General features: G+C 58.2%; 18 protein-coding genes and 1 pseudogene. 8 read left to right on the forward strand and 11 right to left on the reverse strand.

Going from position 1 to position 22,828, the window contains the following annotated elements; genetic code table 11:
• Nucleotides 1–154: 154 nt before the first annotated feature.
• The 3 genes from parC to ftsP all read left to right on the forward strand — a co-directional run bounded on the left by parC (nucleotide 155) and on the right by ftsP (nucleotide 4,787).
• Entirely contained in the window at nucleotides 155–2,428 is a 2,274-nt protein-coding gene (gene parC, locus ACLIBF_RS03300; protein WP_031376516.1) for a DNA topoisomerase IV subunit A, read from the forward strand.
• Nucleotides 2,429–2,473: 45 nt separating this feature from the next.
• The gene (locus tag ACLIBF_RS03305; RefSeq protein WP_031376517.1) at nucleotides 2,474–3,211 is read left to right on the forward strand and encodes a 1-acylglycerol-3-phosphate O-acyltransferase; all 738 of its coding nucleotides are present in this window, start codon (nucleotides 2,474–2,476) and stop codon (nucleotides 3,209–3,211) included.
• A 145-nt stretch (nucleotides 3,212–3,356) separates the two neighbouring features.
• Nucleotides 3,357–4,787: a cell division protein FtsP gene (gene ftsP / locus ACLIBF_RS03310; protein WP_031376518.1), complete on the forward strand. Its 1,431-nt coding sequence runs from the start codon at nucleotides 3,357–3,359 to the stop codon at nucleotides 4,785–4,787.
• A gap of 102 nt (nucleotides 4,788–4,889) precedes the next feature.
• Here ftsP and dkgA read toward each other — a convergent pair whose 3' ends face one another.
• The gene (gene dkgA, locus ACLIBF_RS03315; protein WP_031376519.1) at nucleotides 4,890–5,717 is read right to left on the reverse strand and encodes a 2,5-didehydrogluconate reductase DkgA; all 828 of its coding nucleotides are present in this window, start codon (nucleotides 5,715–5,717) and stop codon (nucleotides 4,890–4,892) included.
• Nucleotides 5,718–5,921: 204 nt separating this feature from the next.
• Here dkgA and ACLIBF_RS03320 point away from each other — a divergent pair, with 204 nt between their 5' ends.
• Nucleotides 5,922–6,830: an AraC family transcriptional regulator gene (locus ACLIBF_RS03320; RefSeq protein WP_031376520.1), complete on the forward strand. Its 909-nt coding sequence runs from the start codon at nucleotides 5,922–5,924 to the stop codon at nucleotides 6,828–6,830.
• 31 nt (nucleotides 6,831–6,861) lie between these two features.
• On the opposite strand, the gene ACLIBF_RS03325 is transcribed toward ACLIBF_RS03320, so the two are convergent.
• The 5 genes from ACLIBF_RS03325 to ACLIBF_RS03345 all read right to left on the reverse strand — a co-directional run bounded on the left by ACLIBF_RS03325 (nucleotide 6,862) and on the right by ACLIBF_RS03345 (nucleotide 11,884).
• Nucleotides 6,862–7,524 carry a DedA family protein gene (locus ACLIBF_RS03325; RefSeq protein ID WP_031376521.1) on the reverse strand — a complete coding sequence of 221 codons (663 nt, stop codon included), beginning with the start codon at nucleotides 7,522–7,524 and terminating at the stop codon, nucleotides 6,862–6,864.
• A 206-nt stretch (nucleotides 7,525–7,730) separates the two neighbouring features.
• Nucleotides 7,731–8,921, reverse strand: coding sequence for a cystathionine beta-lyase (gene metC / locus ACLIBF_RS03330; protein ID WP_279810206.1), 1,191 nt, complete (start codon nucleotides 8,919–8,921; stop codon nucleotides 7,731–7,733).
• A gap of 135 nt (nucleotides 8,922–9,056) precedes the next feature.
• Nucleotides 9,057–10,343: a TRAP transporter large permease gene (locus tag ACLIBF_RS03335; RefSeq protein WP_279810207.1), complete on the reverse strand. Its 1,287-nt coding sequence runs from the start codon at nucleotides 10,341–10,343 to the stop codon at nucleotides 9,057–9,059.
• Between the two features lie 13 nt (nucleotides 10,344–10,356).
• Nucleotides 10,357–10,863, reverse strand: coding sequence for a TRAP transporter small permease (locus ACLIBF_RS03340; protein ID WP_448309354.1), 507 nt, complete (start codon nucleotides 10,861–10,863; stop codon nucleotides 10,357–10,359).
• A gap of 49 nt (nucleotides 10,864–10,912) precedes the next feature.
• Nucleotides 10,913–11,884 (reverse strand): TRAP transporter substrate-binding protein, encoded by a 972-nt coding sequence (locus ACLIBF_RS03345; protein WP_046289249.1) that lies wholly within the window; start codon nucleotides 11,882–11,884, stop codon nucleotides 10,913–10,915.
• A 353-nt stretch (nucleotides 11,885–12,237) separates the two neighbouring features.
• Here ACLIBF_RS03345 and exbB point away from each other — a divergent pair, with 353 nt between their 5' ends.
• From exbB to tcuC, 3 genes are all read left to right on the forward strand, one after another.
• Complete coding sequence (exbB, locus tag ACLIBF_RS03350; protein WP_031376524.1) at nucleotides 12,238–12,960, forward strand: tol-pal system-associated acyl-CoA thioesterase; 723 nt, start codon at nucleotides 12,238–12,240, stop codon at nucleotides 12,958–12,960.
• A gap of 6 nt (nucleotides 12,961–12,966) precedes the next feature.
• A complete protein-coding gene (gene exbD, locus ACLIBF_RS03355) occupies nucleotides 12,967–13,389 on the forward strand; it encodes a TonB system transport protein ExbD (protein WP_031376525.1) in 423 nt (140 codons plus the stop codon).
• Nucleotides 13,390–13,624: 235 nt separating this feature from the next.
• Nucleotides 13,625–14,947, forward strand: a complete 1,323-nt coding sequence (tcuC, locus tag ACLIBF_RS03360) for an MFS transporter (protein WP_031376526.1) — start codon at nucleotides 13,625–13,627, stop codon at nucleotides 14,945–14,947.
• On the opposite strand, the gene ACLIBF_RS03365 is transcribed toward tcuC, so the two are convergent.
• The 5 genes and pseudogenes from ACLIBF_RS03365 to ACLIBF_RS03385 form a co-directional block, all read right to left on the reverse strand.
• Nucleotides 14,944–15,921 (reverse strand): Csu type fimbrial protein, encoded by a 978-nt coding sequence (locus ACLIBF_RS03365; protein ID WP_448309356.1) that lies wholly within the window; start codon nucleotides 15,919–15,921, stop codon nucleotides 14,944–14,946. The genes tcuC and ACLIBF_RS03365 overlap by 4 nt on opposite strands.
• Nucleotides 15,918–18,363 (reverse strand): annotated as a pseudogene (locus ACLIBF_RS03370) (fimbria/pilus outer membrane usher protein). The gene ACLIBF_RS03365 and the pseudogene ACLIBF_RS03370 overlap by 4 nt, the downstream one beginning before the upstream one ends.
• A 7-nt stretch (nucleotides 18,364–18,370) precedes the next feature.
• Nucleotides 18,371–19,069 (reverse strand): fimbrial biogenesis chaperone, encoded by a 699-nt coding sequence (locus ACLIBF_RS03375; protein WP_279810210.1) that lies wholly within the window; start codon nucleotides 19,067–19,069, stop codon nucleotides 18,371–18,373.
• A 27-nt stretch (nucleotides 19,070–19,096) separates the two neighbouring features.
• Nucleotides 19,097–19,612, reverse strand: a complete 516-nt coding sequence (locus tag ACLIBF_RS03380) for a Csu type fimbrial protein (RefSeq protein WP_046289279.1) — start codon at nucleotides 19,610–19,612, stop codon at nucleotides 19,097–19,099.
• A 22-nt stretch (nucleotides 19,613–19,634) separates the two neighbouring features.
• Entirely contained in the window at nucleotides 19,635–20,204 is a 570-nt protein-coding gene (locus tag ACLIBF_RS03385; RefSeq protein ID WP_031377793.1) for a spore coat protein U domain-containing protein, read from the reverse strand.
• Nucleotides 20,205–20,734: 530 nt separating this feature from the next.
• Here ACLIBF_RS03385 and ACLIBF_RS03390 point away from each other — a divergent pair.
• Nucleotides 20,735–22,813 carry a putative bifunctional diguanylate cyclase/phosphodiesterase gene (locus ACLIBF_RS03390; protein ID WP_279810211.1) on the forward strand — a complete coding sequence of 693 codons (2,079 nt, stop codon included), beginning with the start codon at nucleotides 20,735–20,737 and terminating at the stop codon, nucleotides 22,811–22,813.
• Nucleotides 22,814–22,828: the final 15 nt, after the last annotated feature.

Here is a 22,828-nt window from a genome sequence, read left to right on the forward strand (position 1 = left end):
ATTTTCGTGCTGCTGACGGCGTAATCAGCGCCAGCTGACCGCCCGTCACCGCGCGCTTCCCCTGTGACTAACACCGGCGAATAAGGTACTATCCTCGCCAAACCACCGCCGGGTGTCCCGCCGTTGTGGGCCACGATGTGAGGATGAGAAATTAATGAGTGAACTGACGCAGGATGGTGCAGAGCGTCTTGCCCTGCACACATTTACTGAGAATGCGTACTTAAACTATTCGATGTACGTCATCATGGACCGCGCGTTGCCCTACATTGGTGACGGGTTAAAGCCGGTACAGCGACGCATTATCTACGCAATGTCCGAACTGGGCCTCACCGCCAGCGCCAAATTTAAAAAATCGGCGCGTACCGTGGGTGACGTGCTGGGTAAATACCATCCGCACGGCGACAGCGCCTGCTATGAAGCGATGGTATTAATGGCGCAGCCGTTCTCTTATCGCTATCCGCTGGTGGATGGACAGGGTAACTGGGGTGCACCGGACGATCCTAAGTCCTTTGCCGCGATGCGTTACACCGAATCACGCCTGTCAAAATATGCTGAACTGCTGCTGGGTGAGTTGGGTCAGGGAACGGTCGATTACCAGCCGAACTTTGATGGCACCCTGCAGGAGCCGAAGATGCTGCCGGCGCGGTTGCCGAACATTCTGCTGAACGGCACCACCGGTATCGCGGTCGGTATGGCGACCGATATTCCACCGCATAACCTGCGTGAAGTGGCGCAGGCGGCGATCACCCTGATCGACCATCCCAAAACCACGCTGGATGCGCTGCTGGATATCGTGCAGGGCCCGGATTATCCGACCGAGGCGGAGATCATTACGCCACGCGACGAGATCCGCAAAATCTATCAGAACGGGCGTGGCTCTATTCGCCAGCGCGCGGTATGGAAGAAGGAAGAGGGCGAAGTGGTGATCACCGCGCTGCCGCATCAGGTGTCAGGTGCGCGGGTTCTGGAACAGATCGCCAACCAGATGCGCAACAAAAAATTGCCGATGGTCGAGGATCTGCGTGACGAATCGGATCATGAGAATCCGACCCGTCTGGTGATCGTGCCACGCTCTAACCGGGTCGATCTGGATCAGGTGATGAACCACCTGTTTGCCACCACCGATCTGGAAAAAAGCTACCGGGTTAACCTCAACATGATTGGCCTGGACAACCGTCCGGCGGTTAAAAACCTGCACGAAATCCTGTCGGAATGGCTGGTGTTCCGCCGTGATACGGTAAAACGTCGCCTTAATCACCGGCTCGACCGCGTGCTGCGTCGTCTGCATATCCTCGACGGTTTGCTGGTGGCCTTCCTCAATATTGATGAAGTGATCCACATCATCCGTACCGAAGATGAGCCGAAGCCGGTACTGATGTCACGTTTTGAGCTGAGTGAAACCCAGGCCGAATCGATCCTCGAACTGAAGTTACGCCACCTGGCGAAGCTGGAAGAGGTGAAGATCCGCGCTGAGCAGGCCGAGCTGGAGAAAGAACGCGATCAGCTGCAGGCAACGCTGGCTTCTGAACGCAAGATGAACACCCTGCTGAAGAAAGAGTTACAGGCCGACAGCGCCAGCTATGGCGACGAGCGTCGTTCTCCGCTGCGCGAACGTGAAGAAGCGAAGGCGCTGAGCGAAACCGAGCTGATCCCGTCTGAGCCGGTAACCATTGTGCTGTCGCAGATGGGCTGGGTACGCAGCGCCAAAGGGCATGATATCGATCCTGCCGGGCTGAGCTATAAAGCGGGCGACAGTTATCTGGCGGCCGCACGCGGTAAGAGCAACCAGCCGGTGGCCTTTATCGATTCCACCGGCCGCAGCTACACGCTGGATCCGACCTCGCTGCCGTCGGCACGCGGGCAGGGCGAGCCGCTGACCGGTAAGCTGACGCCGCCGCCGGGTGCGGTGGTTGAGCAGGTGCTGATGGAGCCGGATGAACAGCGATTACTGATGGCCTCTGATGCGGGCTATGGCTTTATCTGCACCTTTGCCGATCTGGTCTCCCGTAACCGCGCCGGTAAAGCGCTGCTGACGCTGCCGGAAAACGCCCATGTGATGACGCCGATGGCGGTGCATCATGAAGATGACATGCTGCTGGCGATTACGCAGGCGGGACGGATGCTGATGTTCCCGGTAGGCGAACTGCCGCAAATGTCGAAAGGCAAAGGCAACAAGATTATCTCGATCCCCGCCGCTGAAGCTGCCGCCGGTCAGGATAAACTGGCGTGGCTGATGATTCTGCCGCCAGGCAGCGCCATCACCCTGCATGTTGGCAAGCGTAAGATGCTGCTGCGCAGTGAAGAGCTGCAGAAATTCCGCGCCGACCGTGGACGCCGTGGCACACTGCTGCCGCGCGGCCTGCAAAAAATTGATCGTGTTGAACTGGATGCCCCTGCGCGTCCGGCCAGCCCGGACAGCGACGCGTAAACTACCCGGCTGACGCTGTGTCAGCCGTGGCTCAATGAGGGAACTATGTTACTGATACTGCGTACCATTATCGTGGTAATTTATTCGATATTAGTCTCTGTGTTTGGCTGTATCTGGTGTCTTTTTTCACCGCGCAATCCGCGCCACGTCGCCACTTTTGGTCGTCTGTTCGGTAAATTGTCGACGGTATTAGGCCTTAAAGTAGAACTGCGCCGTCCGGAAGGCGCTGACAACTACGGCAATGCGATCTATATCGCTAACCACCAGAACAACTATGACATGGTGACCGCCGCCAAAATCGTGCAGCCAACCACGGTGACGGTCGGCAAAAAGAGCCTGTTGTGGGTACCGTTTTTTGGTCTGCTCTACTGGCTGACCGGCAATCTGCTGATCGACCGGGATAACCGGGCTAAAGCGCACGGCACGATTGGCCAGCTGGTCGATCAGTTTAACCGTAAGCGCATCTCGTTCTGGATGTTTCCGGAAGGCACCCGCAGTCGCGGCCGCGGTTTACTGCCGTTTAAAACCGGTGCGTTCCATGCTGCGGTTGCGGCTGGCGTTCCGATCATCCCGATTGTGGTGTCCAATACCCACGGTAAGATCAAACTGAACCGCTGGAACAATGGGCTGGTCATCGTTGAGATGCTGCCACCGGTTGACGTTAAACAATTCGAGTCCTCCTCGGTGCGTAAGCTGGCAACCCATTGCCGTGAAATGATGGCGGCGAAGCTGGAAGAGCTCAACGCCGAAGTCGAAGAACGCGAAAAAAACGGTAAAATCTGACCGGCGATCGCTTCGCCGAATTCGCCTGCAGGGATGCCGTCCGGCGAGCGGTGATTAACCGCTCGCCGTGAACGCAGCACAGCACATAACAGCAATAAAAACAGGGTTGGCGCGTCAGCGCCACGCGTAAAAGGTCAGAAGTTTTATGTCTTTCAGCAGACGTCAGTTTATCCAGCTTTCTGCTGGAGTGGCGCTTAGCGCCGGTGTTATGCCTCATACGGCCCGTGCCGCGTCCGCCGCCAATGGTGATACGCCACTTCCGATTCCGCCCTTGCTGGAATCCCGTCGCGGTCAGCCGCTGTTTTTGACCATGCAGCGCAGCCACTGGTCATTCAATGGCGACAACAACAAAGTGCCGGTGTGGGGCATCAATGGCCTCTATCTCGGCCCGACGGTGCGCGTCTACAGCGGCGACGATGTGAAGCTGATCTACAGCAATCGCCTCAATGAGCCGGTTTCAATGACCGTCAGCGGCCTGCAGTTACCGGGCGCGCTGATGGGCGGCGCACCGCGCATGATGTCAGCCGGCGTCGACTGGGCGCCGGTCCTGCCTATTCGTCAGGCCGCCTCGACCTGCTGGTATCACGCCAATACGCCAAACCGCATGGCGCCGCATATCTACAACGGGCTGGCGGGCATGTGGCTGATTGAAGATGAGGTCAGCAAGCAGTTGCCGCTGCCAAAACATTACGGCGTCGATGACTTCCCGATCATCATTCAGGACAAGCGGCTCGATAACTTCGCTACCCCGGTTTACGATCCACCGCAGGATGGCGGCTTTCTCGGTGATACGCTGCTGGTCAATGGCGTGCGTAACCCGTTTGTTGAGGTCTCGCGTGGCTGGGTGCGTCTGCGTCTGCTGAACGCCTCAAATGCGCGACGTTATGAGATGGTGCTGAGCGATAACCGGCCGTTTATGGTGATAGCCAGCGATCAGGGCTATCTGCCTGCGCCGGTTGCGGTGCAGCGTCTGTCACTGGCGCCGGGCGAACGACGCGAAGTGCTGATCGATATGTCGCAGGGCGATGAAGTGTCGATTACTGCGGGTACCGCGGCGGGCATTATGGATCGGCTGCGCGGCTTCTTTGAGCCATCCTCCATCCTGACCTCCACCCTGATCCTGACCTTACGACCCACCGGCCTGCTGCCGCTGGTCACCGATAATCTGCCGATGCGGCTGCTGGCCGATCAGATTCTGGATGGGGTGGCGGTACGCACACGTGAATTCCGCATCGGCGACAGTATGCCGGGCATCAACGGGGCGATCTGGGATATGAACCGTATTGATACCACCGCGCAGCAGGGCACCTTTGAGCGCTGGATCGTGCATGCCGATCGGCCCCAGGCGCTGCATATTCAGGGCGTGATGTTCCTGATTAAGAGCGTCAATGGCGCGCAGCCGATGGGCGAGGATCGTGGCTGGAAAGATACGGTGTGGGTCGACGGTGATGTGGAACTGATGGTCAGCTTCCCGCAGAGTTCGTCAGACCATTTCCCGTTTGTCTATTACAGCCAGACGCTGGAACTGGCCGACCGCGGAACTGCCGGTCAACTGGTGGTGCAGCCGACGCAGTAAGCCGTACGGCGTAACGAAAAAGGGCAACGTGACGTTGCCCTTTTTTTTAGTGCGACAACAGCAATGAACCGCGTCACGCCGCGCCGTAAACGGTATTACCGCTTAGCCGTTAAAGGTTTCCGGATCCGGCCCCAGACGGTTGCCGCTATCCAGCTTAGTGATGTCGCTGACTTCATGCTTATCCAGCCGGAAATCAAACACCTTAAAGTTCTCTTCGATACGCGCCGGCGTCACTGACTTCGGAATCACCACCAGGCCGCTATCCAGATGCCAGCGAATGACGATCTGCGCCGGGGTTTTGCCATATTTCTTGGCCAGCGATTTAATCACCTCCTGATCAAACACGCCTTTACCGCCCTGTGCCAGCGGGCTCCAGGATTCGGTCTGAATCTGGTGCATCGCATTCCAGGCATGCAGCGTGCGCTGCTGCAGCATCGGATGCAGCTCAATCTGGTTAACCACCGGCGTCACGCCGGTTTCATCCAGCAGCCGCTTAAGGTGGGATTCATGGAAGTTACAGACGCCAATACTTTTGGTCAGCCCCTGCTGCTGCAGCTCAATCATCTTCTTCCAGGCGTCAACGTAGTGATCCTTTTCCGGGCATGGCCAGTGCATCAGATAGAGGTCAACCTGCTCCAGCTGCAGTTTCTGCAGGCTGGTTTCCATCGCCTGCTGAACGTTCTGCTGATCGTCATTCCACAGCTTGGTGGTGACGAAAATCTCGTCGCGCGGCACGTCGGTTTCCTGCAGCGCCTGACCAATCGCTTCCTCATTCTTATAAGCGGCGGCGGTATCAATCGAGCGATAGCCGACCTGTAAGGCTTTCAGTACCGCCTGACGCGCTTCTTCAATACTGGCCTGCCACACGCCCAGTCCCAGTTGCGGCATCATGTTGCCATCGTGCAGTTTGATAATGGGTTGGTCTGCCATAGTTGCTCCTTTCCGTTGCAGTTAACCAGTGAGATTTCACTGTGCTTAAGTCTAGCCAACAATTCACACCCTGCCTGTCGGGCTGAACGAGGGCGACGGCATGGCCATGCCCGATCCGGCAAACTTCTTGCCTGATTCTCCAATTTGCTGGCGGTTCAGGCAGTGTCACGGCACACTGAATTTTTGTCCTGATAAGGAGTCTGGATGGCACATGATGCTCTGTGTCACCGCCTGGCGCAGCAGGTTGTGACCTTAATGACCCACGGCCGCGATCGCCTCTATCCGGTCAGTAATGTTTCGCTGATTTATGCCAATCAGTATCGTCCGCGCACGCCGATGATGTATCAGCCCGGCATTGTGATCCTGTTTCAGGGCAGCAAAACCGGCTATCTCGGCAGTACGGTATTCCAGTACGACGCCAGCAAGTACCTGATGCTCACGGTGCCGCTGCCGGTTGAGTGTGAAACCTGGGCCTCGCCGGAGGTGCCGATCGCCGGTTTGTGTCTGAATGTCGATACCGCCAGCCTGCAGGATCTGCTGATTGAGATTGGTGACGATGAACAGTTTCAGCCACAGCCGCTGACTTCCGGCATCCACTCGGCGTGGCTGACCGAACCGATGCTGTGTGCGGCGGAACGCCTGCTGGATGTGATGACGCAGCCGCGCGATGCCCGGGTACTGGGGCCGCATATTGTGCGTGAGATAATCTATTACGTGCTGACCGGCCCGATTGGTGGCGCGCTGCTGTCGCTGGTGAGTCGCCAGACCCAGTTCAGTCAGATTGCCCGTGCGCTGCGGCGTATTGAAAACCACTTCGCCGATAATCTCAGCGTCGACGCGCTGGCGGCGGAGGTGAACATGAGCGTCTCCGCGTTTCACCACAACTTTAAGGCAGTGACCCAGACTTCCCCGCTGCAATATCTCAAACGCTACCGCCTGCATCAGGCGCGGCTGCTGATGCTGCATGATGGATTGAAAGCGAGTGCGGCGGCGGTGCGGGTTGGCTATGAAAGCCCGTCGCAGTTTTCGCGCGAGTTTAAGCGCTATTTTGGCGTCACGCCGGGCGAGGAAGTGAGTCGGGTACGTCAGACGGTGGCGGACCCTTCCGCCTGACAGGCGGCGGGTCCTCACCAGAGAGGGAACGTCAGGCCTGTTTCTGGCGACGTTTCTTCCAGATCACGATAATGCTGCCGAACAGGCCGAGAAACAGTAATACCATCGGCAGCACCATCAGAATCGCCATCACCTGATCTTCATGACGCTTGATGAACGGTACCTGGCTGATGCCATAGCCAAACGCCACCACGATGCCGACCCATAAGACGCCGCTCAGCCAGTTAAACAGCTGGAAGCGGCCATTCTGTAAGCCCGCAATGCCAGCCATGGTCGGCAGAATAGTGCGGATGAAGGCGAGAAAACGACCCACCAGCAGCGCCATCAGGCCATGGCGGTTAAACATATTCCAGGCGCGCTGATGGTATTGCGCGGGCAGGTGCATCAGCCAGCTTTTGACCAGCCGGGTATTGCCCAGCCAGCGCCCCTGCAGATAACTCAGCCAGCAGCCGAGACTGGCGGCGGTGGTAAGGATCACCATCGTCGGAATGAAATCCATCACCCCTTTGGCGACCATGGCACCCGCCAGCAGCAGCAGGCTGTCGCCCGGCAGAAAAGAGGCCGGCAACAGTCCGTTTTCCAGAAACAGCGTCAGGAACATTACGCCGTACACCACCCACACTACATCCGGATTCGCCAGCGCGGCAAAATCCTGATGCCAGAGCGCGTGGACAATCTCGTGTAAAACACCCATTAGCTATTCCATCACGTCACAAGGAAAACCCGCCTGTCAGGCTGCCGCGACGGAAAAGTGCTGAACCTGCTTATTCTGCGGAAGCTCAGCGCTTCACCTTCGGCCTGCCGCCTGAACGGTCCGGGACAAATTTTAACAATAATCTTGCCGCCGCCTGGCAATCTCTGCTGGCGGCGGCCACCGCGTTTATCTTCTGTTTAGCTTACTCAGCGCGTCAGGCGCGCAAAACCCGCCTCAAGGTCGTTGAGCAGATCCTCAACATGTTCAAGGCCAATATGCAGTCGTACCAGCGTGCCCGTGAAATCGACCCCACCGGCCGGCCGAATCGCCGCCAGCTCCTCCGGCTGATTCGCCAGGATCAGCGATTCATAACCGCCCCACGAGTAGGCCATGCTGAAATGATGGAAGTGATCGAGATATTCCGCCAGTTGCGCTGGGCTAAGTTTCTGTTTCAGGATAAAGGAGAACAGCCCGCTGCTGCCGTTGAAGTCGCGCTGCCAGAAGGCGTGGCCCTTACTTTGCGCCAGCGCCGGATGGTTAACCCGTTCGACTTCAGGACGCGCCGCCAGCCACTTCGCCACCTGAAGCGCGCTCTCTTCGTGCTGACGCAGTCGGGTGCCAAGCGTGCGCAAACCCCGGCTCGCCATATAGGCGGTATCCGCATCAACCATCTGGCCCATCAGATAGGAGTTCTCACGCAGCTGATCGATGCAGCGCGCATTGGCGACGGCGGTACCGATCATCGCGTCGCTGTGCCCAATCAGATATTTGGTGCCGGCCTGAATTGAGATATCGATTCCATGTGCCAGGGCATTAAACAGAATCCCGGCGGCCCAGGTGTTGTCGATCATGATGATCGCGTCGGGTGCTTTGGCGCGAACCGCCGCAACGATGGCCGGAATATCCTGCACTTCCATAGTGATTGAGGCGGGCGACTCCAGAAACACCACCCGGGTGTTGGGCTGAACCAGCGCACCAATTTCGCTGCCAATGCAGTGATCGAACCAGCCGATCGAGACCTGCATCTTTTGCAGAATTTTATGGCAGAAGTCCTGTGTCGGCTCATAGACCGCGCCGCTCATCAATACGTGATCGCCAGCGCTGACAAACGCCAGAATCGCGTTAGCGACCGCAGCCGCGCCGCACGGGTAGAGCACACAGCCCGCGCCGCCTTCCAGCTCGGTCATGGCGTCCTGCAGGGCAAAGTGGGTCAGGGTGCCGCGGCGGCCATAAAACAGTTCGCCTTTTGCCCGACCGGCGGTGGCGCGTTTTTTGTCCGCAACCGTGTCAAAAACCAGCGAGGAGGCACGCTGAATCACGCTGTTTACCGAGCCCTGAGTATAACGCTTGCTGCGTCCTGCACTGACGAGTGTGGTATCAATTTTTTTGGTGGTCATGAGTCGCCTTTGCCGCTTCTGCCTAAGCCTTCACGTTATCACGAAACGGCCAGCAGGGTTGAGACTCAATGGCGATTATCAGAGTGCGTCGCAGGATAAAAATCGGGCCCGCTAACGGACCCGATTTGGTTGACGCTACATCACGCCCATCAGGCGCGGTAACCAGAGGGAGATGGCCGGAATATAGGTAATCAGCATCAGCACAATAAACAGCATGCCGTAAAACGGCAGCATCGCGCTGACCACCTGCTCGATTTTCTGCTTGCTGACCGCACTGGCGACAAACAGTACCGTACCAACCGGCGGGGTGATCAGGCCGATCCCGAGATTGGTCAGCATGATCATGCCGAAGTGTACCGGATCGACACCGAGTGCGGTGGCGACCGGCAGCAGCACCGGCGTGAGGATCAGAATCAGCGGCGCCATATCCATCAGCGTACCGACCACAAGCAACAGGATGTTGATGCACATCAGAATCACATACTTGTTGTCCGACAGGCTGGTAAACGCCTCGGTGATAATGGTCGGCAGCTGCATAAAGGTCATCACCGCGCCAAACCCGGCGGCGAAGGCGATCAGCACCATCACGATGGTGACGGTTTTAATGGTGCGGAACAGCAGGATATGCAGCTGGTTCCATTTAAAGTCACGATAGATAAACATTGTTACGAAGAAGGCCCAGATACAGGCAATCGCCGCAGACTCCGACGCGGTGAAAATACCGGACAGAATCCCGCCCATAATGATCACCACGGTGAACAGGCCCCAGAACGCATCAAAGAAGATCTTCAGCGCCTGACGAAATGGGATCCGCTCGCCTTTCGGGTAGCCGCGTTTATGGGCAAAACCGAGGCACATTATCATCAGACAGCCACCCAGCATCAGGCCAGGTAAGATACCGGCGACAAACAGCGAAGAGATGGTCACCAGCCCGCCGGTGGCCAGCGAGTAGATTACTGAGTTATGACTGGGCGGGGTTAATACCGCCTGCACCGAACCGCTGGCGGTAACGGCGGCGGCGAAGTCACGCGGATAGCCTTTCTCTTCCATCTGCGGAATCATCACCGAGCCGATCGAGGCGGTATCGGCCACCGATGAGCCGGAAATCGCCCCGAAGAAGGTTGAGGCGACGATATTCACCAGCGACAGGCCGCCGCGGATGAAGCCGACAAAGATGTAGGCGAAATTGACCAGCCGTCGGGCGATGCCGCCTTCAGCCATGATCGCCCCAGCGAGAATGAAGAACGGAATGGTCAACAGCGAGAATTTGTTAATACCGTTGGTAATCTGAATCACCACCGCTTCCAGCGGCAGATCGATCCACCAGGCGCCGATAAAGGCGCTCAGGCCGACCGCAAACGCCACCGGAAAACCCACCAGCAGCAACACCAGCAAACTGCCTATTAAAATCAATGCGTCCATCTTCTGCTCCGGGTTAGTGGGTGCCGCCCAGCGTGACAATCGGCCGCTGGCTCTGATCGCCGGTCAGCAATCGCTCAACAACAAACAGCAGGGTAAAGATCGCGCCAATCGGGATCGGCAGATACATCTCGCCATAGGTAACGGCGGGCAGCGAAGCCAGCGACTGCACCCACAACGCCTCGCACAGCCTGTAGCTGGCCTGAAAGATCACCAGGCAGGTGAGGATCATCAGCAGATCGCAGAACCGCAGCATCAGCCGCTGCCGGCCGGGTGACAGCCGATCGGTGACCATCGAAACGCAGATATGGGTCCCGGCGCGTAAGCCGACCGGCGCGCCGATAAAGGTAAAAATGATCATGCAGATAATGGCGACCGGTTCCGGCCAGGAGAGCGCCCCGTTCATCACGTAGCGGGCAAAAATCCCAATCGGGATCACCGTTACCATGATCATCAGCGCCACGGCGGCAACCAGCATGCACAGCAGATAGAGCCCATCCATCAGACGCGTATAAGCAGCCATAATTGATACCTGATTAAGCACGCCACACGGCAGTGTGGCGCGGGAAGGGTTATTTCACGTCAGCGATCCGGGTCATCAGATCCTGATATTTGCCGCCAAACTGATCGCGCACCGGCTGGGTGGCCTTGACGAAATAGTCGCGGTCAGTTTGCTGGAAGGTGACGCCGCCGGCTTTCATCTTCGCGATCGACTGTTCGGTATAGGTTGCCCACAGCTGACGCTCTTCATCCTGCGCCTCTTTACCGAGTTTCTTCAGCAGTGCCTGATCGTCAGGCTTGAGACGATCCCAGGCGCGTTTCGAGAACAGAATCATCTCTGGCTGAATGAAGTGGCCGCTCAGGGTGTAGTACTTCGCGACTGGCATATAGTTATGGGCGACAAAGGTCGGTGGGTTATTCTCGGTGCCGTCAACCACGCCGGTCTGCATGGCGCTGAACACTTCGCTGACGCCCATCGCCACCGGGTTGGCACCCATCGCTTTCAGCGTGGCCAGGGAGATGGCGCTGTTCTGTACCCGGATCTTCATGCCTTTCAGATCTTCGGGCTTCGCCAGCGGTTTTTTGGTGATCATGTTGCGTTCACCGGCGTCGGTCCAGCCGAGAAACACCATCCGGGCGTTGGGATCTTTATCGAATTTGTCGGCAATCTCTTTGCCGATTTCGCCATCAAGTACTTTGTGCATATGGTCGACGTCGCGGAAAACATAGGGCAGCGTCAATACGCTGGTTTCCGGCGCAATGCTGGTGACCGGTGCCAGCGATACGCGGATCATATCGATTGCGCCCAGCTGCACCTGCTGCAGGGTCTGATCTTCATCGCCCAACACGCCGCCGGCATAAAGCTTCATCTCCAGCCGTCCATCAGTTGCCTGCTTCAGTTTGTCGCCCATGTGTTGCAAAGCCACCACGGTGGGGTAGCCAGCCGGCTGCACTTCTGCCACTTTAATCACCTGTGCCGAGGCGGTGGCGCTCACCATCATTGCCGCCAGGGCACATGCCAGGCGTGTTTGGGTCATTCTCATTATGTTGTCTCCAGCAGAAGAAGGGCGGCGCTCAGGAATCCGGCGTGTGTAGCAAGGGGCCGCGTGCAGCCAGCATAGTGAAAACTGCCGCCGGAGAAATGCGCCGATGCTGATTGAATGAATGAGATCACATTTTGAAACGTTGTTTTAATAAATTTTCATGCAACATCACATTTTCGAAACGAACCTGCAACCTCTGGTGATATTGACGGCGTGGCAGGGCACAGCGAGTGCCAGAGTTTGTAAATACTAATGAGAACGACTATCAATTCGCCGTTATTTTGCTATTATTCGCGCTTGTCTCGCATCCCTGTAGATGAAGTTGGAGAAGCAGCGTGGTAGCCAGTGATTTGATGCAAACGGACCTCTCCGTTTGGGGCATGTATCAACATGCCGATATCGTGGTAAAGGTGGTCATGATTGGCCTGTTATTGGCCTCAGTCGTGACCTGGGCGATCTTCTTTGGCAAATATGCCGAACTGAGCGCCGCTAAACGTCGCCTGAAGCGTGAGCAACTGGCGCTGGGTGAAGCCCGCAATCTGAATGACGCCGCCCGCATTGCCCGGGAGTTCACCGCACACAGTCACAGCAGCGTGCTGCTGAATGACGCGCAGAACGAACTTGAACTCTCCGCTGGCGTTGAAGACACCAACGGCATTAAAGATCGTACCAGCTTCCGCCTTGAGCGCCGCGTTGCCGCCTTTAGCCGCCATGCCGGCCGGGGCAACGGCTTCCTGGCGACCATCGGATCGGTCGCGCCGTTTATCGGTCTGTTCGGCACCGTGTGGGGCATCATGAACAGCTTCATCGGCATCGCCAAAACCCAGACCACCAATCTCGCTGTCGTTGCACCGGGTATCGCGGAAGCGCTGCTGGCAACGGCAATTGGCCTGGTGGCAGCGATTCCGGCGGTGGTGATCTATAACGTCTTTGCCCGCATGATCGCTAACTACAAAGCCTCGCTCGGTGATGTGGCGGCGCAGGTGCTGCTGTTACAGAGCCGTGATATTGACCTGGGAAACGTCGCCACTGACGTTCCGCGTCCTGCGGCGACCCAGAAACTGCGCTTAGGGTAAGCTGTTATGGCCATGCGATTAAACGACGACCTGGAAACAGATGGCGAAATGCATGAGATCAACGTGACGCCGTTTATCGACGTGATGTTGGTTCTGCTGATCATCTTCATGGTGGCGGCGCCGCTGGCAACTGTCGACGTGCGCGTTAATCTGCCTGCTTCCACCAGCGCCCCGCAGCCGCGTCCGGAAAAACCGGTTTACCTGTCGATCAAGGCCGATAAACAGCTTTATGTCGGTAACGATCAGGTGACGCCGGAATCGCTGGTCAGCGTGCTGACCGGTCAGACCGGCGGCAACAAAGAGACCACCATTTTCTTCCAGGCGGACAAGTCGGTGGATTACGAAACGCTGATGAGCGTGATGGATCAACTGCGTACCGCAGGCTATCTGAAAATTGGTCTGATGGGCATGGAAACCGTGAAGAAATAGCGGGTTAACCGGCACAAAGAGAAGGCGGCTGATTCAGCCGCCTTTTTTATTGCCTCAGCCAGACCAGACGAAATCAGGCGAACCGGCTGTTGTACCGATCGGTTATGCTGGTGAAACAGTCATGTTAATTATTTGTTACCACTCAACACAATTTTGTCAAGTGCAATGGTGAGCCAGCTCACATTATTGCCGCATCAGGCAGGCTAAAACGGCTAAAAACCTTCAGGAAGCCGTTATGAGTCACACCCCGTCTTTACAAAAGTCGCCCAAAAGCGCGGCCAGAACCATCTTCAACGTTACCAGCGGTAACTTTCTCGAAATGTACGACTTTATGGTGTTTGGTTATTACGCCACCGCCATTGCCAAAACCTTTTTCCCGGGCGACGACCCGTTCGCCTCACTGATGTTAACGCTAATGACCTTTGGTGCCGGCTTCCTGATGCGTCCGCTCGGGGCGATCATTCTGGGGGCGTACATTGACCATCATGGCCGCCGCAAAGGTCTGCTGCTGACGCTGGGTCTGATGGCGATCGGTACGCTGACGATTGCGCTGGTGCCTGGCTACGCCACGCTGGGCGCGGCGGCACCGATACTGATCCTGCTCGGCCGCTTACTGCAGGGCTTCTCGGCAGGCGTTGAGCTGGGCGGCGTCTCGGTCTATCTGGCGGAAGTGGCGCCAGAAGGACGCAAAGGGTTCTTTGTCAGCTGGCAATCCGGCAGTCAGCAGATTGCGGTCATTTTTGCCGCGTTGCTCGGCCTGGCGCTGAATCATCTGCTGGCGAAAGAGGCGGTCACCGAGTGGGGCTGGCGCATTCCGTTTGTGGTCGGCTGCCTGATCGTGCCGTTCCTGTTCTATATCCGCCGGATGCTGGAAGAGACCGAAGCGTTCAGCAAGCGTAAACACCATCCGCGGATGACCGAGATTATGCGTTCGGTGGCCAGTAACTGGGCGCTGGTGCTGGCGGGGATGCTGATGGTAGTCACCACCACCGTGATGTTCTACATGATCACCGCGTTTACGCCGACCTTCGGCAAAACGGTGCTGATGATGAGCGATAAGCAGGCGTTCCTGGTGACGCTGTGCGTCGGCATCTCTAACCTGATCTGGCTGCCGCTGATGGGATCGCTGTCAGACCGCATCGGCCGTCGCCCGCTGCTGATCGTCTTTACCCTGCTGATGATTGCCACCACCTGGCCGGTGCTGCACTGGCTGGTGGGATCGGCCAGCTTCGCTCACCTGCTGGAAGCGGAATTGTGGCTGTCGTTTCTCTATGCCAGCTATAACGGGGCGATGGTGGTGTATCTGGCGGAAATCATGCCCGCCGAGGTGCGCGCTGCCGGTTTCTCTATGGCTTACAGCCTGGCGACTGCGCTGTTTGGCGGCTTTACCCCGGCGATTTCCAGCTACCTGATCCACGCCACCGGCGACAAAGCGATGCCGGGTGTCTGGCTGACCTTCGCCGCCGTCTGTGGCTTAATCGGCACGCTGCTGATTGGCCGGATGGTGAAGCAGTATCAGGCGCGCCACAGCGGTGCACCGGTCAGCGCCTCGCTCTAAAATGACAAATCCACCACCACGCTGTCGCTGTAGTTTCCGGCTGGCGGCGTGTTCTGGCTGGTCAGGACCCGCGCGGTGTAGTTAAAGCCGCGCGTCAGTCCATCTGCCGAAACCGCCGACGAGGTGGTGCTGCTCCAGCGCTCAGTCCCGCCCGGCCCCCAGCGGTTGCTGGTAGTGCTTTTGTAGATCTCATAGCTCAGTCGATTTGCGCCACTCGCCATGTTCCTGACGCTGCCGACCGGATAGCTGCCGTTGCTCAGGCCGACGGTATAGGTGCTGCCTTTGCTGCACAGTACGTTGATGGTCTGTGACACGCTGGAGAAGCTGCCGACCAGCGGCGCACTGCCAAAGCTGATATTCGGCGCGGTAATGGTGGTGCAGTCATTAGTCAGGATCGCCGTGACGGTAATCGTAATCACCCCGCTGCCGGTCTGTTCGCTTAAGCAGAGATTACCGATCGCGATACTGGTACAGATGCGGTAAGTGACCGCCATATTCAGCGTCACCTGATATGTGCCCGCCGCGACCACCTGACCGGGCACGGTGCGCAGATAGATCGGAATCGTGAAGTTCAGGCTGCCGAGCAGGCCAGCCAGGTTGATCAGGGTTTGCGAACCATAGACAAACGGGGTGCCACCGACCGTCAGTTCAGTAGCGCAGGCGCTGTCGGTACAGAGCCGGACCGGTACATTGTCGCTGCCGGTATCGCCGCTGCGCTTGAGGATGCCGCGGGTGCCGTTACTGTTGGTGGCACCGGTCAGCTGAAAGGTGATCTGGTTATTGCCCAGCAGCGACAGCGCCGCACCGGCGCCACAGTTGACGTTGGCGTTGGTAGTGACAGCGCTGACGGTGCTGTTGGCGACAAAGGTGGTGACGGAGCCGAAGCTGGCCGTGGAGGCGGGCAGGGCGCAGGCGGCGTAGCCGAGTGACGGCAGCAGCAACAACAGGCCGGCGAATAACAGACGATTTATCATGGTGAGTTTCCGGTAGTAAAAGCATCAGCAGGATGGGCGGCGCTGCCAGCCGCCGCTGTCGGCAGCGCGCAGGTCAATGGCCCATAGGTTCTCAGCGCCTGCGGCTGACCGCCGGCAATTTGCAGTTCGGTATCACAGTGGCGGCCATCCGGCGTCACGACCTGTATCGGATTGCTGGCGGTCAGATCTTCCATCCAGACAATGCCATCCCAGCCGACATATTCGGTGGCGTGATTGGGGCGCTGCACCAGGCTCGACACCGGCAACGGCTGGCCCTGCGCATCGTGCAGGATCACGCTGGCGGAGCGCAGTTTTTCCACCGGGAAGTTGAGCAGATAACCGCTCTGACGTTTCACGGCAAAACGCTGCTCTACCCGCGGTGTGGTCATATCCGCGGGCAGGTCGAGGGTATCGATATCATATTTAGCCGGATAGTAGCTGCTGATCGACGGCACCAGCAGATAGCCCTGCTGATTGGTGCGGCCCATCGACTGGTTCTCGTAACGGACCGTGACGTCGGGATAGTTGGTTTTGACCAGCACAAAGGCGTCGTTAATCTCATTGGCGATAAACAGACTGTTATCCATCAACACCAGCGCGCCGGAGAGGTCAGCCCACTGGGTGGTATTGTCATCATCGCCATAAAAGCCCGCCGAGGTATCGATCTGGTTGTTGCGATAGCGCAGACTGCCCTGACGATAATCCCCGCTGTCGCCGCTCTGATTGGCCCACGAGGCGTCCCAGGCGATGCCGCCGTCACTGGGCATAGCGCGCGAGACATAGAGCCGCTGATTATCGCGCCCCAGCTGGTCGCGTTCGGTGCTGATGGCGGCACTGCCCTGTTCGCCGAATGGGATCACCAGCGAAATAGCACCGGTCCAGCTTTTTTCCTGCTGATCGCGGCTGGCTGAAACATAGAGGCTGCTGTTACCCCACAGATTTTTACTCCACGAGAGGTTCCATAACCGGGTGCGATCGCCGCGGCCACCGGTGATGTCGATATAGGCCGCGCCGACGCTGCCGAAGCGGTTGAGCGACACGCTGGCGCTGTACTGGGCGCTGCGGCGCGACAGCGCATAGCTGCTGCCGGCGTCGGTGCCGGCGCGGCTGCCGACCAGCGCCAGATTGCCAAAGTCGCGGCTGCGCTGTGTTTGCTGGGTACCGAGGTTAAACCAGCGGTTGTTGTACTGATAACCCCAGCTGTACTGCGTGCCGGTCTGGCCGTCGAGCTGGCTTTGCGCCACCGCGCCATTCACCACGCCCCAGCTGCCGACGCGCAGCAGGCCGCCGACGCCGCCCATTGCCAGACTGTCGCTTCCTTCAGCGTGGCTCTCCAGCGTCAGCCAGTCGGTCATACCGTAACGATAAGACCCGCTGGCCGCCGCCGCGCCATAATCAAAATTCTTTATCCCGTAGTTCTGACGGATCGCCCCGGCTGAAAACGCGTAGTCGGACAGTCCCGACTTCAGCAGGCTGCTGGAAACGTAGAATGGCAGGGTGGTGGTGATGCGCCGGCCAACCGCATCGGTGGTGGTGATCACCGCATCACCTGCGCCATTCACGAACGGTACGTTGGTCAGTGACCACGGCCCCGGCTGCACATTCGCCTGGCTGGAGCGATAGCCGTTAATAAACAGATCGACGGTCGAGGGCACAGCGGCCTGGCCGGAAAAGGCGGGCAGCGGATAGGTCACCAGATCGGGACGGACGCCAAAGTCACGGCCAATCCGGACGCCGCCCAGCCGCACGCTGTTACTCCAGGCCAGCGAGTCGGTCACCAGGTCGCCGACCTGCCAGCTGATCGCCGCATTTTCGTTTTCATTACTCCACCAACTGTCGTAGCGGATATAGCCGTCATCCTGATAGCTGTTGCTGCCCTCCAGCTGCTGCTGCCAGACGCCGTTGCTGGAGAACTGTCCGGCCGCGCCAAACAGCCGCAGCTCGTTCCAGGCGGAAAGGCGGGTGCCGCTGTTATCGGTCCGGCTGGCGTAGAGGTCGTAATTGATCAGCGCTCCATTGCTGGTGCGTCCGGGGTATCGCGGTCCGTTTTGCGCCTCGCCAATCACCTGGCCAGGCAGCCAGCCCGGCGGTACGGTGAGCAGCAGGCGCTGCCGCGCATCGTCACTCTACTTTGACCTGCGGCAGCGCGCTGACGTCGATTTGTGGCTGCTGGCCCAGCTTATCCAGCGGCAGACCGGCGCGCTGCAGGTCGCCACTGCGCAGCCAGAAGTGGCCGTCACGCTGCTCGACCGTCACGATGTCACCGCGCGCCTGCTGGTTAACCACCAGCTCCAGCATATATTGCTGACCGTTTCCCTGGTTTTGCAGACTGGGCGGCGGCGGCAGGGATGAGTAGGTCTCCGCCAGCGTGGTGCCCGGCGTCAGACAGCAGAAGACGCTGGCAACCGCCAGCGTACAGCGATGGAGGGGAAAAGGTTTCATCTGGCGCTTACTTTAGGGCAGCGCTGCGCCACGAATTCTTATTCACCTCTGCCACCAGTTCACCGCTTACCGCCGCGTTCAGCGGCCAGCGATAGGTGCTGTTAGCCAGCACGTAACCGTATAAGCCTTCGCCCAGCTTGCGGCCACCGACGGTGACGTTACTGAGGCGGGCATGCCCGTTGCCGCGGTTGGTTAGCTGTAACCAGCGTTTGCCGCCTTCGCTGAGCGTCTGCCAGCTGAGATCGGGGCGGGCGCTGTCGGTGTTCAGGCCGTCGCCATAGACAAACAGCGGCACCGAATAGCGCATCTGGAAGGTCAGGCCGGCCTGGTTTTCACCCGGCTGGCGTGGCGTCGGGATCTCATCCAGCACCACCCGATAGGCCAGTTCATGACCGGCAGCCGGTGGGGTCTGCTTGATCAGCCGGACTAACTGCTTCTGGCCGGGCTCCATCCGTACCATCGGTGGACTGGCAACCACCTGCTGCTGCGTCTGGTACTGCTCCTGGCCATTGACCTGCTGCCAGCTGAAGACCCGAACCTGCATCATGGTGGTGGTGTTGCCGCGATTCTCCAGCCACAGCTCGCTGGCCTTCTCCGTCGGGTTGATGGCCGGATCGATCGGCCAGATCATCACCGAGTTGGCGGCAAAGGCCGGCGGCAGCAATGTGGTTCCGATCAGTAATAGCAGGGCGCGCAGTAACTTCATCGTCGTTTCCTTGTTGTTAATCTCGCCTCACCAGCTCAGGGTGACGGTCAGGGTGTCGGTATAGACGCCGGCGCGCGCGGTACCCGGCAGTTTTAGCTGGCCATAAATCGGCAGCGTAATGTTATTGGCATTGCTGTAGCTCAGCGGCACCGCCTGATTCACCGGAATGACCGTGGTGCGGCTGGCGTTGCTGTAGAGCGTATAGGGAACGGTATTGCTGAAGTTCGGCAGTTTCAGGTTGCGCGTCGTGGTGTAATTGTTGCCCTGGTTAATGCTCATGCTCAGCGTGGTGCCCGGCGTGCAGGCGAGGTTGAGGGTAGTGCTTTGCACATAGCTGGCGCTGACAACGCTGGTTGACACTCCCGACTGGGAGCCAAAATTGAGCGTGCCAAAAACGCCGGTATTGGTACCGGATATCACGCAGCCTGCCACAATCGAAGCGGTTACCTGGAAAGTGCTGGTCGGCAGACTCCAGGCGCTAACACTCCATATCAGCAGGGACAGACCGCGTGCAATTGTCAGGCAGGACCGCGTGACAGCCACCCACATTCACCCGTGAATGCAGTTAATAGTTCACGGCGACGTTGATGGTATCGGTGTAGGTGCCAGCCGGGATCAGCGGATTGAAACCGCCGCCGATGACCCGACCGTAAATGGCATAGTTAGTGCCTAAGGTCGGATCGGTAGTGCCGCTGGCCGCAATCGGCGTGTTATTGGCAATCGCCGTGGTAAATGAGGCATCGCTATACAGCGTATAGGCAATTCCCTGAGCGTTATCTGAGCCCAGAACCAGATAGCGCGGTGAAGTGGAGGCCGTACCATAGACGGTGGCGGGCGCAGTATTACTGCTGGTGACCACCACGTTATAGTCCTGACCGGTGGTACAACGGACAAAAATACCGTTACCCGCCGCGCCGACCAGCGTGGCGTTCAGGGTATCGAAGGTTGCCGCACTGCTACCGAAGTTTAAGGTACCGAAATTAACCCCGGCGGTGGCTGACTGACCGTTGACCAGACAACCGGTGGTCAGCGTCAGCGTCGCGTTGATGGTTCCCGAGGTGGTCGCCGCCAGCGTTAATGACGGAAGTGCTGTGGAGATGCCCGCAGCGGCCAAAAGAAAAAGCTTGAATTTCATAATCATTCCTTACCGATTATCCAGAGTCAGTGCTTTTTCACCCGGTGTTAATTTAACGGTTCAACCCAAAAATAGAGAAAATAATCACAACGATGTAAGTAATGCCGGAGTCCTGAGAAATATCCTGGACTTAAGCTAAATGATTTATATCAGTTTTATTTACTATAGAACAGTTAAAGCGTCACGCTAATTACGCCCGGCTATTTTTCATTAATCAAATTGCCTGAAGCGCCGATAACCCAGTAACGGCAAGGCATTACAGGGAGACAGGAAAGCGAAAATCATAATTTTCTTCCCCTCTATCGTCCTTTCTGCTTCGGTGATATGTTCTTGCACCAATCAGACAAAATAACGTTTTACTGCTCAGCAGCGGCCAGCGATAAAAGTCACCCTGCACAGATAGCGGGTTGCCAGGACGGCAGGACAACATCAACCCTGGCGCTAAATAACTTTCACCCGCGGGTGTTTTCAGAGTGTTTTTTCAGGCTTTACACAGCGCCCGTTCACCGGCGGGTGGTGAGGAGTTACACATGCTACTGGTCTCGTGGGATAGCGTTCTGGTCTGCGTTTCGCTAATCGTCGCGTTTATTGCCTCTTTCACTGCGCTGGACACGGCGGGGCGGGTGGCGGTTTCCCATGGCTGGATCGCCCGGCTCTGGCTGCTGGTGAGCGGTACCGCGATGGGCATTGGCGTCTGGGCGATGCACTTCATTGGCATGCTGGCGATGATGATGCCGATGACCCTGCGTTACGACGTCCGGCTGACTATTGTCTCGCTGCTGGTGGCGATTCTGGCGTCGATGCTGGCGTTTGGTCAGACGGTCGGTGGCGCCGACCTGACCCGACGTCGTCTGCTGCGCGGCAGCCTGATCCTCGGCGCGGGCGTGGTGGTGATGCACTACCTGGGCATGTATGCGTTGCTGATCTCGCCGCAGCCTGAGTGGAACCGGCCGCTGGTGGCGCTGTCGATGCTGATTGCCTTTGTCGCGTCAGGCGTCGCGCTGTGGCTGGCGTTTCATCTGCGCCAGGGAGAATACAACCTGCTGATTATGCGCGGGCTGGCGTCGCTGGTGATGGGGATTGCCATCGCCGGGATGCACTATGTCGGCATGGCCGCGGCGGAGTTCAGCCACGTCAGCGCAATGCAGCATAACGGAGTCAGCACTCAGGGGCTGGCGGTGTGGGTCACCATTATTACTCTCATCATTCTTGGCGTCACCCTGCTGAGTTCCATGCTGGATGCACAACTGCGCGCCGCGCGGCTGACCGCCAGGCTCAACCGGGCCAATCAGGAGCTGCGCCAGCTGGCGATGCATGACAACCTGACGGCGCTGCCCAACCGGGTGATGCTGGAGCAGCAGCTGGATCTGGCGATCAAGCAGGCCACGCTGACTGACAGCCGCTTTGCGGTGATGTACATGGATCTCGACGGCTTCAAGGCGGTCAACGATACCTGGGGACATCACGTCGGCGATCGGTTGCTGATTGCCGTGGCGGAACGGCTGCGCAATCAGCTCAGCGAGGCGATACTGCTGGTACGCCTCGGCGGCGACGAGTTTGTGCTGATGGCCGAGGGTTACGATATCAGCGCCGCCAGCCAGCTGGCGCAACAGCTGGTGCGGGTGATTGATGTCGCCTTTGAACTTGATCGCTACTCGCTGCACGTGTCGCTCAGCGCCGGCATTGCTATCTTCCCGCTGCATGGCCGAAACAGGCAGGAGCTGCTGTTGAATGCCGACTCGGCGATGTACCACACCAAATATAACGGGCGCAACGGCTGGTGCCTGTTTGAACCGGCGATGAGTGCCGCAACCCAGCATCAGCTTGAGCTGGCGAACGATCTGTGGAAAGCGATCGAACGCCAGGAGATGCGGCTGTTCTATCAGCCTAAATTTCGCTCCAGCGGCCGCCTGCTGATGGGCTTTGAAGCGCTGCTGCGCTGGCAGCATCCGGTGCGCGGCTTGCTGATGCCGGACCTGTTTTTGCCGCGGGCGGAAAAAACCGGCCAGATTGTTGCGCTCGGTAACTGGGTGATTAATGAAGCCTGTCGCCAGCTGAAGATCTGGCATAATCAGGGGCATAGCGACTGGACCGTCTCAGTGAATCTGTCAGCCTTACAGTTTCATCAGCGCGATCTGCTGACGACCCTCAGCCAAACGCTGGCGCGCCATCAGCTGCCGGCGGGCGCGCTGATGCTGGAGATTACCGAGGCCATCGCCATGCGCGATCCGCTCTTCAGCCAGCAGCGTATTGGTGAGTTGCAGCAGGCTGGCGTCAGTGTGGCGATCGATAACTTTGGTATCGGCTACGCTAATCTGCTGCATCTGAAACATCTGGATGCCAGTGAGCTGAAAATTGACCGCAGCTTTATCAACTGTCTGCGACCCGACAGCGAGGATGCCACGGTAGTGACCGCGATGCTGACGCTGGCTCAGAGCCTGAATCTGCGGATGGTGGCAGAAGGGGTCGAGACGGAGGAACAGCAGCGGTTGCTGACCGGCCTCGGTTTTGACGCGCTGCAGGGATATTTGCTGGGCAGGCCGACGCCAGCCGATCGGGTCGGCGAATTCAGCCTGCCGACGCCGGTGCCCCAGCTGACCGGCGTCTGACGATAGGTTTTAACG

This window comes from Pantoea sp. PGP6 (assembly GCF_053474785.1).